This window comes from Mesorhizobium sp. YM1C-6-2 (assembly GCF_003666685.1).
Lineage (GTDB): Bacteria > Pseudomonadota > Alphaproteobacteria > Rhizobiales > Rhizobiaceae > Mesorhizobium_K.
On record NZ_RCIZ01000008.1, the window covers coordinates 90,605 to 105,340 of the forward strand.

Consider the following 14,736-nt stretch of genomic DNA (forward strand, 5'->3'; position numbering starts at 1 on the left):
CCGTGCCGGCGCCCACCGGCTTAGTCCTCGTTTCTGGCAGCGAGGGAAGGCCGCGTCGCGGCCTTCCGGATTTACCGCAGGTCGGTCAGCGGATGCCCTTGGTCGACAGGTCTATGACCTGGGCAGCCTTTTCCTTGGTGATCAGGTTCGGGCCGGACGGCACGTTGCCGCCCGGCATCAGGCCGTACTTGGCGTTGAGCGCCAGGAAGGTGACCGGCAGATAGCCCTGGAGGTACTGCTGCTGGTCGATGGCGAAGGTCGCCTTGCCGTCGACGATCGCCTGCAGGAAGCCTGCCGACATGTCGAAGGTGCCGATGTTGATCTTGCCTTCCATGCCCGACTCGGCGATCGCGGCAAGCGCCGGCTCGCCGGCGGTCGAGGCGCCGAGGCTCATGATGGTGTCGATCGCGGTGTCGGACGACAGCGCCGCCTTCACCTTGGCGGTCACCTCGGCCGGATCCATGCTGGCCGGAACGACCGTCGAATCACCGAACCCTTCGGCAAAGCCCTTGCAGCGCAGGTCGAGCGCGACGTTGCCGACTTCCTGGTTGATGCAGATGGCCTTCTTGCCGCCCAGTTCCTTCAGCTTTTCGCCGGCTGCCTTGCCGGCGTCGAATTCGTCCTGACCGACATGCAGCAGCGCGCCGAGCTCCTTGGAGACGTCGGAGCCCGAATTCATCGAGATGACCGGGATGCCGGCGGCCACCGCCTTCTTGATCGACGGCCCCAGCGCGTCCGCGTCGGGAATGGAGACGACCAGCCCGGCCGGGTTCTGGTTGACGGCGGCGTCGATGAGCTGGGCCATCGCCACCATGTCGAAGGTTTCGGGCGCGCGGTAGTCGACGTTGACGCCCATGTCGGCCGCCGCCTGGGCGACGCCGTTCTTGACCACCGACCAGAAGGGATCGGACGCCTGGCCGTGGCTGACGACGATGATGGATGCGTCCTGCGCATGGGCTGCGAAAAGCGAAGCGGCAAGCGCGGTCGCGGCAAGCATAGACTTGAAGACCGGTTTCATTCGACTTCCTCCCAGGATTGATGAATGCAGGCGATCTGCAGCTCCTCCGCCGCCAGGTCGCATTCACAGAAAAACGGAACAAAAATGCTATTTGTTTTTTCTGCTGGAACATTTATTCCATTCCTGCCATGATCCGTCAAGCGTGTTTTCGGTTCGCGGCAAGACCGGCAATGGTGCCGGAGGCGTTCCCTTGGAGTTTTCGAGCATGACGATCGACGGAGAAGGCGCAGAGGCCCCCAGGGACTTCGAGACGTTGCGCGCCTCGATCGTGGAGCGCCGCGCCGCGCTGCCGAAGCGCCTCGCGCAGGTCGCGATCTACGCGCTCGATAATCCTGATGACGTCGCCTTCGGCACAGCCGCGAGCGTCGCCCAGTCGGCCTCGGTCCAGCCGTCGACACTGGTGCGTTTCGCCCAGAGCTTCGGGTTCCAGGGCTTTTCCGACTTGCAGGACGTCTTCCGCTCCCGGCTGCGCGACCGCGTGCTGACCTATGGCGAACGGCTCTCGCGCATGCGTCAGCACGGGCTCACCGCGAGCCGTTCCAGCCTCGTGCTCGACGGCTTTCTCGAAGCGGCGGAACAGTCGATAGCCGGCTTCCGGAAGAGCATGGACCCGCAGGCGCTGGACCGGGCGGTCGACCTGCTCGCCGGCGCCGACACCATCTACCTGATCGGCCTGCGCCGCTCCTTCCCGATCACCTCCTATATGAGCTACGCGATGGGCAAACTCGGCGTGCGCAACATACTGATCGACGCCGTCGCCGGCATGGGTGCGGAGCAGGCGGGTTTCATCTCGGCGAGGGACGCTGCGGTCGCGGTCAGCTTCACGCCCTATGCCAGCGAGACCGTGGCGCTCGCCGGCAGCGCCCGTTCGCGCGGCGCCAGGATCGTCGCGGTGACGGATTCGGTGTTCTCCCCCATCGCCTCGCCGGCCGACGCGTTGATCGAGGTCAGCGAGGCGAACTTCGAGGGGTTCCGCTCGATGGCCACCACCATGGCCGTCGCCATGACGCTGTCGGTGGCGGTCGCCGCGCGGCGGGGCGAGAACTAGACCGCCGGCGGCGGAGGCGGCGCGTTTCCTGCGCCGCGCACCTGCTGGTCGAAGTCGATGATCGAGCCGGTCATCATGCCGCTCTCCGCGCTCGCCAGATAAGCGACGGCGCGCGACACCTCGTCGACCTCGAGCAGCCGCCCGAACGGTTTTGTCTTTTCCGCCTGTTCCAGCCATCCCTCCTCGGCGCCGTGATAGGTCTTCATGATGCGGTCCTCGCCCGGCGTGTTCATGTGGCCGATGGTGAGCCCGTTGACGCGGATGCGATGGTTCATCACCGAATAGGCGACGTTCCTGGTCAGCGTGATCAGCGCCCCCTTCGACGAGCAGTAGGCGGTGATGAAGCTCTGGCCGCCATGGCCCGACATCGAGATGATGTTGATGATCGACCCCTCGGTCTTCTCGCGCTTCATCACCTTGAGCGCGTCCTGCATCAGGAAGAAGGGCGCGCGCACGTTCACCGCGAACATGGCGTCGAAAAGCTCCGGGCTGGTGTCCCAGATCGTGCCGCGGTCGGTGATGCCGGCCGAGTTGACCAGCACGTCGACGCGGCCGAAAGCCTTGTCGGCCTCGGCGACGATCTTGCGCGTATCGTCCATGGAGGCGAGGTCGGCCTTCACGAAAACGGTCTTCACGCCCCTGGCTTCGAGATCGGACCTCACCTTGGCGCCGCGCTCGGCGTTGCGGCCGGTGACGACGAGGCCTGCTATGCCGCGGTCGGCGAAGAGATGCGCCACCCCTTCGCCCAGCCCCTGCGTCGAGCCGGTGACGATGGCAACCTTGCCCTCCAGCGAGGAATTCTTCAGCGACGACGGATCGAACATTCTTGTTTCCCTCAGCCGATCTTCACCGGCTTGCCGGTCTCGCGGGACTTGGTGGCGGCGTCGGCCATCATCTGCGCCTTCAGCCCGTCGACGCCGTCCGGCTTAGGCTTCTTGCCCGTCACCAGCGCCTCGATGAAGGCCTCGATCTCGTTGCGGTAGGCCGCCTCGTAGCGCTCGAGGAAGAAGTTCTGCACCGGGTCGGCGCTGATCCCCCGCTCGCCGGCGAACTGCACCGTCGTCTCGTGCACGTTGCCGGCCGACAGCAGGCCCTTCGAGCCATGCACCTCGATGCGCTGGTCGTAGCCATAGGTGGCGCGGCGCGAATTCGAGATCTGGCAGATTTTTCCGCTCGCGGTCTTCAGCACCACCGCCGCCGTGTCGACGTCGCCCGCCTTGCCGATCGCCTTGTCGACCAGCGAGGAACCCAGGGCAAAAACCTCGATCGCATCCTCGCCGAGCAGGAAGCGCGCCATGTCGAAATCGTGGATCATCATGTCGCGGAACAGGCCGCCAGAGCGCTCGATATAGGAGACCGGCGGCGGGCCGGGATCGCGCGACAGGATGGTGACCAGTTCCACCTCGCCCGCCGTGCCGTCCGCCAGCCGCCGCTGCAGCGTCGCGAAATTCGGATCGAAGCGCCGGTTGAAGCCGATCATCAGCGGGATGCCCGCCTTCTCGACCCGCTCCAGCGTCTTCCTGATGCGCGCGGCGCTGAGGTCGACCGGCTTCTCGCAGAACACCGCCTTGCCCGCCTTCGCCGCCTTGTCGATGAAGTCGGCATGGGTGTCGGTCGGCGTGCCGATCAGGATCGCGTCGATCGACTTGTCGGCGAGGATCTCGTCGGGCGTCCTGATCGGCGCGCCGGTCGCCGCCGACAGCGACTGCGCCCCGTTCGGCATCGGGTCGGCTATAGCCGCCAGCCTGGCGCGCGCCGAATGGGCGATGTTCCTGCCGTGAATCTGGCCGATGCGGCCCGCCCCGAGCAGCCCGATCGAAATCATGTCCGTCCCTTCCCTGAAATCGATGCAGAGTTGCAAATAGAATAAATATTCCACATTGACTGTCAAATGGAATTTGTGTTTCAATTCAGGCATTCCCACAGTGAGCAGAATCATGTCCAGCCGAGACTCCGTCGCGACCCGAACAACCGAAAAAGACGGGCTCGACGTCATCGCCATCGGCCGCGCCTCGGTCGACCTGTACGGCCAGCAGATCGGCTCGCGGTTGGAGGACATAACCTCGTTCGCCAAGTCGGTCGGCGGCTGCCCGGCCAACATCTCCGTCGGCACCGCGAGGCTCGGCCTCCGCTCGGCGCTGCTCACCCGCGTCGGCGACGAGCAGATGGGCCGCTTCATCCGCGAGCAGCTCGTGCGCGAGGGCGTCTCGGTCGAGGGCATCACGACCGACAAGGAGAGGCTGACGGCGCTGGTGCTGCTGTCGGTCGAGGACGAGGGCGTCTCGCCGATGATCTTCGTGCGCACCGACTGCGCCGACATGGCGCTGTCGGAGGAGGATGTTGACGAGACCTTCGTCGCCTCCGCCCGCGCCATCGTCGTCACCGGCACGCATTTTTCGCGACCCAACAGCGAAGCCGCCCAGCTCAAGGCGATCCGCATCGCCAGGAAGAACGGCCGCAAGGTCGTCTTCGACGTCGACTACCGCCCCAATCTCTGGGGCCTTGCCGGTCACGCCGAGGGCTTTGAACGCTACGTGAAATCGGACTTCGTCTCGGCCAAGATGCGGCAAATCCTGCCCGACTGCGACCTGATCGTCGGCACCGAGGAGGAGATCATGATCGCCTCGGGCGCCGACGACGTGCTCGGTGCGCTGAAGGCGATCCGCGCCGTCTCCAGCGCCGCCATCGTGCTCAAGCGCGGCGCGATGGGCTGCATCGTCTATGACGGGCCGATCTCCGACAATCTCGAGGACGGCATCGTCGGCAAGGGTTTCCCGATCGAGGTCTACAACGTGCTCGGCGCCGGCGACGCCTTCATGTCCGGGCTTTTGCGCGGCTGGCTCGGCGGCGAGAGCTTTGCGACCGCCGCGACCTGGGCCAATGCCTGCGGCGCATTTGCCGTCTCGCGGCTGCTCTGCGCGCCCGAATACCCGACCTTCGAGGAGCTGCAGTACTTCCTGGAGAACGGCAGCAAGCACCACGCGCTGCGCAAGGACGAGGCGATCAACCACATCCACTGGGCGACGACGCGTCGCCGCGATGTGCCTTCGTTGATGGCCTTCGCCTGCGACCACCGCGCGCAGCTCGAGGACATCGCGAAACGTGCCGGCGCCGACGCGAAGAAGATCGAGGCCTTCAAGGTGCTCGCCGTGAAGGCCGCCGCGAAAGTCGCCGGCGGCCGCGACGGCTACGGCATGCTGCTCGACGAGAAATACGGCCGCAGCGCCATGTTCGAATTCGCGCATCACGGCTTCTCCTGGCTCGGCCGCCCGGTCGAGCTGCCGGGCTCCAGGCCCTTGCGCTTCGAGTTCAGCCAGGACATCGGCTCGCAACTGGTGGAATGGCCGGTCGACCACTGCATCAAATGCCTCTGCTTCTACCATCCGGACGATCCGCCGGCGCTGAAGGCCGAGCAGCAGGAGAAGCTGCGCGCGCTGTTCGAGGCCGCGCGCAAGGTTGGCCGCGAACTGCTCGTCGAGATCATCGCCGGCAAGCACGGCACGCTCGACGACCAGACGGTGCCGCGCGCCCTTGCGGAACTCTATGCGCTCGGCATCAAGCCCGACTGGTGGAAGCTGGAGCCACAGGCTTCGGCAAGCGCATGGGCCGCGATAGAGGCGGTGATCGCCAGCAACGACCCGTGGTGCCGGGGTGTCGTGCTGCTCGGCCTCGACGCGCCGCAGGACGAGCTGCAGGCCGCATTCGCCGCCACCGCGAACGCGCCCGTCGTCAAGGGTTTCGCCGTCGGCCGCACTATCTTCGCCGATGCCGCGGAGAAATGGCTTGCCGGCAAAATTTCGGACGAGCAGGCCATAGCCGACATGGCCAGGCGCTTCGAGAGCCTTACCGAGGCATGGCTTGCCGCGCGCGGCCGCAAGGCGGCATAACAGGAATTGTATATGGGGCGCCTCGGCCGGGAAGACGTGGCGCTTCAAGGGAGGAGAACGGCATGACCAAGACCATCCGCCTGACGATGGCGCAGGCGCTGACCCGCTTCATGACCCGGCAGATGACCGTGATCGACGGCCGGAAGGTGCCGATCTTCGGCGGCGTCTGGGCGATCTTCGGCCATGGCAACGTCGCCGGCGTCGGCGAGGCGCTCTACCAGGTGCGCGACGCGCTGCCGACCTATCGCGCCCACAACGAGCAGGCGATGGCGCATGCCGCGATCGCCTTCGCCAAGGCGAGTTTCCGCCGCCGCTTCATGGCCGCGACCTCGTCGATTGGTCCCGGCGCCACCAACATGGTGACGGCGGCAGCACTCGCCCACGTCAACCGCCTGCCGCTGCTCCTGCTGCCGGGCGACGTCTTCGCCAACCGCGCGCCTGACCCGGTTCTGCAGCAGGTCGAGAGTTTCGGCGACGGCACGGTCAGCGCCAATGACTGCTTCAAGCCCGTGTCACGCTATTTCGACCGCATCACCCGGCCCGAGCAGATCATGCCGGCGCTCGGCCGAGCCATGCAGGTGCTGACCGACCCGGCCGAGTGCGGCCCGGTCACGCTGTCGCTTTGCCAGGACGTGCAGGCCGAGGCCTTCGACTATCCGGAAAGTTTTTTCGCCGAGCGCGTCTGGACGCCGCGCCGCCCGCAACCCGATATGGCCGAACTCGACGCCGCAGTCGCGGCGCTGAAATCCGCGAAAAAGCCGGTCATCATCGCCGGCGGCGGCGTGCTCTATTCCGAGGCGACCGCCACGCTGAAAGCCTTCGCCGAGAAGCGCGGCATTCCCGTGATGGAAACGCAGGCCGGCAAGTCGAGTCTGCCGCATGTGCATCCGCTCAACATGGGCTCGGTCGGCGTCACCGGCTCGTCGGCCTCCAACCTGCTCGCCGAGCAGGCGGATCTGGTGCTGGCGGTCGGCTCCCGGCTGCAGGACTTCACCACCGGCTCCTGGGCGCTGTTCAAGGCCTACGGCGTCAGGATCGTCGGGCTGAACGTCCAGCTCTTCGACGCCAGCAAGCACAGCGCTTTGCCGCTGATCGCCGATGCGAAGGCGGGGCTGGAAGCGCTGGACGCGAAACTCGGCAGCTGGAAGTCGCCGGCCGCCTGGATCGCCACCGCCAAATCCGCCAAGGCGGCGTGGCTCAAATCCGCCAAGGCCGTCACCGACCCGACCAATTCCATGCCGTCGGATGCGCAGGCGATCGGCGCGGTGCACCGCGCGCGCGGATCGAAAGCGACGCTGGTCTGCGCCTCGGGCGGGCTGCCGGGTGAGTTGCACAAGCTGTGGCCGGCAGGCGCGCCCGGCAGCTATCATCTCGACTACGGCTATTCGACCATGGGCTACGAGATCGCCGGCGGGCTCGGGGTCAAGATCGCGCGGCCCGAAGACGACGTGATCGTCATGCTCGGCGACGGCAGCTACATGATGATGAATTCCGAGATCGCGACCTCGGTCATGCTCGGCAAGAAACTTACCATCGTCGTGCTCGACAACAGGGGTTTCGGCTGCATCAACCGGCTGCAGATGGCGACCGGCGGCGCCAACTTCAACAACCTCTTCCGCGACACGCTGCATGAGGTCATGCCCGAGATCGACTTCGCCGCCCATGCGGCGTCGATGGGCGCGGTGGCGCGCAAGGCCGCCTCGATCGCCGAGCTGGAGCGCGCGCTGAAAGAGGCCGAGAAGGACGACCGCACCAGCGTCATCGTCATCGACACCGACCCGCTCATCTCCACCGAGGCCGGCGGCCATTGGTGGGACGTCGCGGTGCCGGAAGTCTCGGTGCGCCCGAGCGTCAAGAAGGCGCGCAAGGACTATGAGAAGAAGCGCAAGATGCAGCATCTGGTGAATTAGCGCCCTGTTACCCTCCCCCTTGCGGGGAGGGTCGGCGCATAGCGCCGGGGTGGGGGTCCTGCGGGACGCTCATCCAGACTTACCCCCACCCGCGCCTGCGGCGCGACCTCCCCACAAGGGGGAGGTGAAGAGAAGAGTTGGAGCATCCTCTTGAAAGCCAAACTGGGCATGTCCCCCATCGCGTGGTGGAACGACGATCTGGTCGAACTCTCCGACGACGTCTCGCTGGAGGAGTGCCTGCGCCAGTCGCGCTCGGCCGGCTTCACCGGCATGGAGATGGGCCGGCGCTTCCCGAACGATCCAAAAATCATGCTGCCTATCCTCAAGGCAGCGGACGTCACGCTCTGCGGCGGCTGGTTCTCCGGCACGCTCGCCGCCGATGGCGACCTCGCGGCCAACAAGGACCGCATCCAGCCGATGATCGAGCTGTTCAAGGCGGTCGACGCGCCATGCATCGTCTATGGCGAGGTCGGCCGCTCCATCCAGGGCGACCGCTCGATCCCGCTGGCGAACAAGGCGGTGCTGTCCGACGACGAGATGAAGGCCTACGCGCGCAAGCTGACGGAATTCGGCGAATGGTGCGCCGACCGGGGCATGCCGCTCTCCTACCACCATCACATGGCCGCCGTCGTCCAGTTCGAGCACGAGCTCGACGCCTTCATGAACCATTCAGGCGAGGGCATCCCGCTGCTGTTCGACGCCGGGCACATGGCCTTCGCCGGCGGCGACGTGCTGCGCACCATCGACAAGCACCACAGGCGCATCAGCCATGTCCATGTGAAGGACGTGCGCATGGACGTCATCAATGGCCTCGACTGGAAAAAACAGTCCTTCCTCGACGCGGTGGCGCTCGGCGCCTTCACCGTGCCCGGCGACGGCTCGCTCGACTTCGGCGCCATCGTGCAGAAATTCGCCGGCTATCGATATGAGGGCTGGTTCGTCGTCGAGGCGGAGCAGGATCCGAAGAAGAACCCGCCCCTGAAAATGGCCGAGATCGGCCACAAGGAATTGATGCGCGTTATGACGGCGGCAGGCTATACGGTCGAGACGCAAGGTTTTCCGCAATCCTGACCGAGGCTCGATCAAATTGAAGGACCACGAACATCCGTTTTTCCGGCCGCTGTGGCGGCGCGTCGCCATCGTCGCGGTCTGCGTGGCCTGGGCGATCTTCGAATTCATTTCCGGCGCGCCCTTCTGGGGCATGATCGCGGGCGGCTTCGCGGCTTACGCCGTCTGGCAGTTCTTCATCCTTTACAAGCCGGTCGATCCGGCCGCCGCGCAACCGCCGGAAACCAGGGAGTAGGCCGCTATGTCGAAGCTCTTGGTGAAGAAGCAGGCGGGCCGGGGCCGCGTCGCGCATGTGACGCCTGAAAACGCCGGCTGGACCTTTGTCGGCTTCGATCTCCATCGGCTCAAGGCCGGCGACACGGTTTCCGAAAACACGGTGGGACGCGAGGCCTGCCTGGTGCTGGTATCAGGCAAGGCGAAGGTGTCGGCAGGCGGCAAGGAGTTCGGCCTGATCGGCGAGCGCATGAACCCGTTCGAGGGCAAGCCGTGGTCGGTCTACGTGCCGGAAAAGTCGGACTGGACGGTGACCGCCGACACCGATGTCGAACTCGCCGTCTGCTCGGCGCCCGGCCTCGGCGGCGGCCTCCCGGCGCGCCTCATCGCGCCCGACGATCTCGGCCAGGAGACGCGCGGCAAGGGCACCAACACGCGCTACGTCACCAATGTGCTGCCGGAGGGACAGCCGGCGGATTCGCTGCTCGTGGTCGAGGTGATCACGCCGGGCGGCCACACGTCGAGCTACCCGCCGCACAAGCACGACCGCGACGACCTGCCCCGGGAATCCTATCTCGAGGAGACCTATTACCACCGGCTCAACCCGCCGCAGGGTTTTGCCTTCCAGCGCGTCTACACCGATGCCGACGCCCAGGGAAAACGCGAACTCGACGAGGTCATGGCGGTCGAGGACGGCGACGTGGTGCTGGTGCCCAGGGGCTACCATCCCTGCGCGGCCTGCCACGGCTACGACCTCTATTATCTCAACGTCATGGCTGGGCCGAAGCGCACTTGGAAATTCCACAACGCGCCCGAGCACGAATGGCTGATGAAGGCGTAAGCGCTGGCGGGAGACCTCCCGCCCGGCGGTGAAATCGCTGTCCGAGTTGGCGACGCCGTCGGCATCGTTCGAGTCGGATTGAGCCGGCACCCGCTGTCCTCGCTTCCTTTGGGAGGATCGGTCGGCAAGGCCGATGGCGGAGAGGCGGTGAAGGCCCTGCGCGGTCAATCACCGCGAGCGCGATTTACCCCAAATTTACAGCGGTTTCGGTAAGGTAAGCTTGGGCAGGGTTGAGGGGGCGGCGATTTGATTGCCTTGATCGTTCAGGCATGAGCTACGAGAGCATCGTTGCCTTATTGAACCCTGCAATGTCGGCAATCTACTGCGTCTCCCTTTTCGTGCTTTGGCGTCACCAGCGGCATCTGGTCTATATCGCGATATTCGCAACCTCATATGCCTTGAGAACCGTATGCTTTGCCGTTCTCTATCTTGCAATCAGCAGGCCGGCGCCGGAACTGCGTGTTCTGTCGAACTCGCTAATTCTTCTGTCCATGATACTGCTGTCTGTTGCGCTGTCTTATCGGTTGGGGCAGCGGCCCCGGTACGCCGCCCTGCTTGCGATCGGCTCGATCTCGACGGTGCTGCTCTACATTTACCAGTTCGCGGCGCCGAACATGCCTGCGCGAGCCCTCATCCTCAATATCGGGCTCGCTGGGATCTGTCTCCTGATGCTGTTCGACATTGCAACAAGGCTCCATCGGAACCGGACTCCAGTCGAGCGACTGCTCTTTGGACTCGTCGCCCTCTCCTGCATGGGGTTTCTGCTTCGCCCCCTGGTGTTTCAGGTCTCCGGCATCACCGCCGACCGGCTCGAAGAAATGTATTGGCAGATTGTCTCTATTTCCGATGCCCTGATTTGTTCGACGCTGGCAGTGGCAATTTTCGCAATGATCGCCGTTGATGTAACGGAAAACATCAAGACGGAAGCGGAGACCGATGTGCTGTCGGGCTTGCTCAATCGCCGCGGATTTGAAGCACGCGCTTTTGACGTCCTGTCGGGGCCAACGGTCGATGCACAGGCCACGGTAATCCTCGGCGACCTCGATCATTTCAAGTCGATCAACGATCGCTTCGGGCATGGAAGCGGTGACCGGATCATCGGAGCCTTCTCGGATATCCTCAGGAACAAGGCGCCCCACGACGCAATCATCGCCCGCATCGGTGGAGAGGAGTTTGCGATAATGCTTCCAGCTGGATCGTCCATCGCCGCGCATCGCGTGGCCGAGGCCGTCCGCTCCGCTTTCAAGGAGATCGCTCCCGGCATCGTTTCAAACGAATTCAATCCAACAGCAAGCTTCGGCATCGCAACGGCGCGCAAGGACGAGGGTCTCCTGGGATTGATGGAACGTGCCGACCGAGCGCTCTACCAGGCAAAGAACCAAGGGCGCGATTGTGTCCGGCAAGTCGCATAGGCTCATCGCCCGACAATTCTAAACCCGGCGACCTTTGGGGGGCTGACCTTGAAGTGGCCTCCTTTGCGCGGGTAGTGGCAGGTCATCTCTGTACTGGCGTCCGGGCTGCTTCTGTACGTAGCGCTCATCGACCTCCGGGAAATCCCCCACCCTTTCGCCCGCAGGCGCGAATGTCGGGAATCCATGCCTCGGGTTCAGACGACGCCAGAGCCAAGGCAGGACACTGGCGACAAACCGTAGCCTGTCGCGTCGACGTGGATAGATTATGCCTGTTATTTGCAACTGGCATTTTTTGTTCCAGGGGGCCTTTCGGACAACTCCTGGAATCACCTTCTTTTTCGCCTTCCGCCGAACATGCGCATCGCGTCCGGCAAGAAAGCGTTCGCAACTGCACTCACGCCGCTCCCACTTGAGCGATACTTCTGGCATCTCCTGCACGGGAACGCGGGTCGCGAACCGGGCGAGCGTGGCAGGGACGGTACCGGTTCGGTCGCGCGGAGGTGGCGCGGCTGGGTGATGAGCCCCGAGGACCGGGCCCTGACCGAGGTCGCGCGGTGAAACGATTCTGCGTCCCCTTCAGGTAGGGCAAGCAAGCCGGCGGGGCACGGGAAACCGGCCACGTAATACAATTTGAGAGGCTAGGCCCCGTGCCCCGCTTCCCACTTTTTCGGGCAATAGCCAGACTGCAAATGCAGGGCGTGGCATCGATGAAACGCGCGGGTGAGGGGGAGGCGGACGCCTGCTGCCGTGACGTGACTTCCCCACCCCGCTCTGCTATCAGCGGCCACGTCAGCCGCTTTCGTCATTCCGTCATCAAAATCGCCTATTGCACGAGGCTGACGAGGATTTTCGATGCGTTACGCCATCTATTTCACGCCGGGTCAGGACGACCCGCTGACCCGCGTTGCGGCGAGCTGGCTCGGCCGCGACCCGTTCTCGGCCGCGCATCCGGCTGCGCCGGATGTGACCGGCCTGTCGCCCGCCGAGATCGCCTATCATACGGCGAGCGCCCGCCGCTACGGCTTCCACGCGACGCTGAAGGCGCCGTTCCATCTGGCGGAGAATGCGACCGAAGCCGAGCTCGACGACGCCGTCGCCCGCTTCGCGGCCGGCGCGGAGCAGATCCTGCTATCGGGGCTCGCGCCGACCCGGATCGACGGCTTCCTCGCGCTCACCCCGCGCGGCCCGGCCCCGGATCTCGATCGTTTTGCCGGCGAAGTGGTCACCGTCTTCGACCGCTTCCGTGCGCCGCTCAGCGACAGCGAGATCCAGCGCCGCAACCCCGATGCGCTCAGCCCCGAGGAGTTCCGCAATCTGCTGCAATGGGGCTACCCTTACGTCTTCGAGAGCTTCCGCTTCCACATGACGCTGACCGGCCGCGTCGCCGACGCGGATCTGCCGCGCGTGCGTGCCGCCATCGACGAGGTGTTCGCGCCGGTGCTGGAGCGGCCGGCGATCGTCGACGGGCTGGCGCTGTTCGTCGAGCCCGAGCCCGGCGCCCCCTTCATGGTAAGATCCTGGCACGGGCTTGGCCGCCGCCAGGAGCGCAAGACCGCCTGAACCCTATCGCAAGAACAAGAAGATGACCGAAACCGTACTCACCAATGCAAACATCGTGCTCGCCGACGAGGTCGTGCCGGGCACGCTCGTCATCCGCGACGGCAGCATCGCCGAAATCGCCCGCGGCGCCGCCCGCTCCGGCGAGGACATGGAAGGCGACTTCCTCATCCCCGGCCTCGTCGAACTGCATACCGACCATCTCGAGGGCCACTACGCGCCGCGCCCGAAGGTGCGCTGGAACCCGATCGCCTCGGTGCTGGCGCATGACGCGCAGGTCGCCACCGCCGGCATCACCACCGTTTTCGACGCGCTGCGCGTCGGTATGGACTACGACGCCGATCTCGGCATCGAGGACATGCGCAAGCTCGCCGACGCCATCGAGGACAGCGTGCGCCAGAACCGCGTGCGCGCCGACCACTTCATCCACCTGCGCTGCGAGGTCTCCGCTCCCGACTGCCAGGAGGCGTTCGCCTATTTCGAGGGCGACGATCGAGTCAAGCTCGCCTCGCTGATGGACCATGCGCCGGGGCAGCGCCAGTTCGCGAATTTCGATTCCTATGCGATGTACTACATGGGCAAGCTGAAGATGTCGGAAGAGGTGTTCCGCGCCTATTGCGACAAGCGCATCGCGCAGTCGCAGGCCAACTCGGCGCCGAACCGCATCGCCATCTCGACGGCATGCCGCGAGCGCGGCATCGTGCTCGCCAGCCATGACGACGCGACGGTCGCGCATGTCGAGGAGGCGATCGAACAGGGCATCCGCGTCGCCGAGTTCCCGACCACGCAAGAGGCCGCTTCCGCCTCCCGGCAGGCCGGGCTCGGCGTGCTGATGGGCGCGCCCAACGTGATGCGCGGCGGCTCGCATTCGGGCAACGTGTCCGCGCGGGAACTTGCGGCCGAAGGCCTGCTCGACATCCTCTCGTCCGACTACATCCCGTTCAGCCTGATCCAGTCGGCCTTCTTCATCGGCGAGGCGGTCGAAGGCATCTCCCTGCCCAAGGCCGTCGCCATGGTGTCGAAGAACCCGGCGGAGGCCGTCGGCCTCACCGACCGCGGCGTCATCGAGCCCGGCCGGCGCGCCGACCTCGTGCGCGTGCGGGTCGACGATCACGTGCCGGTGGTGCGAACCGTCTGGCGCGAGGGGCGCCGGGTCGCATGATGACGTCCGCCTTGCTCGAACGCGAACAGGAAGACGCGCTGCCGATCCGCAACGGTGCCTTCGTCGCCATCGTCGGCCCGAGCGGTGCCGGCAAGGACACGCTGATCGCGCATGCGAAAGCTGCACTCGCCGACGAGCCGCAGGTCGATTTCGTGCGGCGCGTGATCACGCGGCTGTCCGACGGCGAAACGGAAGACCACGACACGCTTGACGATTCCGAATTCGTCGAGGCGCTCGCCGAGGGCGCCTTCGCGCTCGCCTGGGAGGCGCACGGCCTGCGTTACGGCCTGCCCGCCGGCATCGATGCCGCGATCGGGAACGGCCATGTCGCGGTGGCCAACGTCTCGCGTGGCGCGCTGCCGGCGCTGCGTGAGCGCTACGCCAATGTCGCTGTCGTGGAAGTGACCGCCGATCCCGAAATCCTGGCGGCGCGGCTTGCCGGACGCGGGCGCGAATCGCGCGGCGAGATCCTGGCGCGGCTGGCGCGGACCATCTCGTGCGACACGACCGGCCCTTCCATCGCGCTCGACAACAGCGGGCCGAAGGAGATCGCCGGCGATAGGCTGGTCGCCATCATCCGCAAGGCGATGGCCTTCGCCGACATGTCGGGGACCGTCTGA

At 65.5% G+C, this 14,736-nt stretch carries 13 protein-coding genes; 10 read left to right on the forward strand and 3 right to left on the reverse strand.

Features of this window, described 5'->3' with window-relative positions:
- Positions 1–85: 85 nt before the first annotated feature.
- A complete protein-coding gene (locus tag D8676_RS19220; protein WP_121582708.1) occupies positions 86–1,018 on the reverse strand; it encodes a sugar ABC transporter substrate-binding protein in 933 nt (310 codons plus the stop codon).
- Positions 1,019–1,223: 205 nt separating this feature from the next.
- On the opposite strand from D8676_RS19220, the gene D8676_RS19225 reads away from it, so the two are divergent.
- Positions 1,224–2,066, forward strand: coding sequence for a MurR/RpiR family transcriptional regulator (locus D8676_RS19225; protein WP_121582829.1), 843 nt, complete (start codon positions 1,224–1,226; stop codon positions 2,064–2,066).
- On the opposite strand, the gene D8676_RS19230 is transcribed toward D8676_RS19225, so the two are convergent.
- Both D8676_RS19230 and iolG read right to left on the reverse strand, forming a co-directional pair.
- The gene (locus D8676_RS19230; protein WP_121582709.1) at positions 2,063–2,890 is read right to left on the reverse strand and encodes an SDR family oxidoreductase; all 828 of its coding nucleotides are present in this window, start codon (positions 2,888–2,890) and stop codon (positions 2,063–2,065) included. The two genes, D8676_RS19225 and D8676_RS19230, sit on opposite strands and share 4 nt — an antisense overlap.
- Positions 2,891–2,901: 11 nt before the next feature.
- Entirely contained in the window at positions 2,902–3,891 is a 990-nt protein-coding gene (gene iolG / locus D8676_RS19235; RefSeq protein ID WP_121582710.1) for an inositol 2-dehydrogenase, read from the reverse strand.
- A 112-nt stretch (positions 3,892–4,003) separates the two neighbouring features.
- Here iolG and iolC point away from each other — a divergent pair, with 112 nt between their 5' ends.
- From iolC to phnN, 9 genes are all read left to right on the forward strand, one after another.
- Complete coding sequence (gene iolC, locus D8676_RS19240; protein ID WP_121582711.1) at positions 4,004–5,953, forward strand: 5-dehydro-2-deoxygluconokinase; 1,950 nt, start codon at positions 4,004–4,006, stop codon at positions 5,951–5,953.
- A 62-nt stretch (positions 5,954–6,015) separates the two neighbouring features.
- Entirely contained in the window at positions 6,016–7,863 is a 1,848-nt protein-coding gene (gene iolD, locus D8676_RS19245) for a 3D-(3,5/4)-trihydroxycyclohexane-1,2-dione acylhydrolase (decyclizing) (RefSeq protein ID WP_121582712.1), read from the forward strand.
- A gap of 150 nt (positions 7,864–8,013) precedes the next feature.
- Positions 8,014–8,934, forward strand: a complete 921-nt coding sequence (iolE, locus tag D8676_RS19250; RefSeq protein WP_121582713.1) for a myo-inosose-2 dehydratase — start codon at positions 8,014–8,016, stop codon at positions 8,932–8,934.
- Between the two features lie 16 nt (positions 8,935–8,950).
- A complete protein-coding gene (locus tag D8676_RS19255; protein ID WP_121582714.1) occupies positions 8,951–9,166 on the forward strand; it encodes a DUF3329 domain-containing protein in 216 nt (71 codons plus the stop codon).
- A gap of 6 nt (positions 9,167–9,172) precedes the next feature.
- Positions 9,173–9,985, forward strand: a complete 813-nt coding sequence (gene iolB, locus D8676_RS19260; protein ID WP_121582715.1) for a 5-deoxy-glucuronate isomerase — start codon at positions 9,173–9,175, stop codon at positions 9,983–9,985.
- A gap of 269 nt (positions 9,986–10,254) precedes the next feature.
- Positions 10,255–11,397 carry a GGDEF domain-containing protein gene (locus tag D8676_RS19265; RefSeq protein ID WP_121582716.1) on the forward strand — a complete coding sequence of 381 codons (1,143 nt, stop codon included), beginning with the start codon at positions 10,255–10,257 and terminating at the stop codon, positions 11,395–11,397.
- 852 nt (positions 11,398–12,249) lie between these two features.
- Positions 12,250–12,957: a DUF1045 domain-containing protein gene (locus D8676_RS19275; RefSeq protein ID WP_121582718.1), complete on the forward strand. Its 708-nt coding sequence runs from the start codon at positions 12,250–12,252 to the stop codon at positions 12,955–12,957.
- 22 nt (positions 12,958–12,979) lie between these two features.
- Complete coding sequence (locus D8676_RS19280; protein ID WP_121582830.1) at positions 12,980–14,116, forward strand: alpha-D-ribose 1-methylphosphonate 5-triphosphate diphosphatase; 1,137 nt, start codon at positions 12,980–12,982, stop codon at positions 14,114–14,116.
- Positions 14,113–14,736, forward strand: coding sequence for a phosphonate metabolism protein/1,5-bisphosphokinase (PRPP-forming) PhnN (phnN, locus tag D8676_RS19285; protein ID WP_121582719.1), 624 nt, complete (start codon positions 14,113–14,115; stop codon positions 14,734–14,736). The genes D8676_RS19280 and phnN overlap by 4 nt, the downstream gene beginning before the upstream one ends.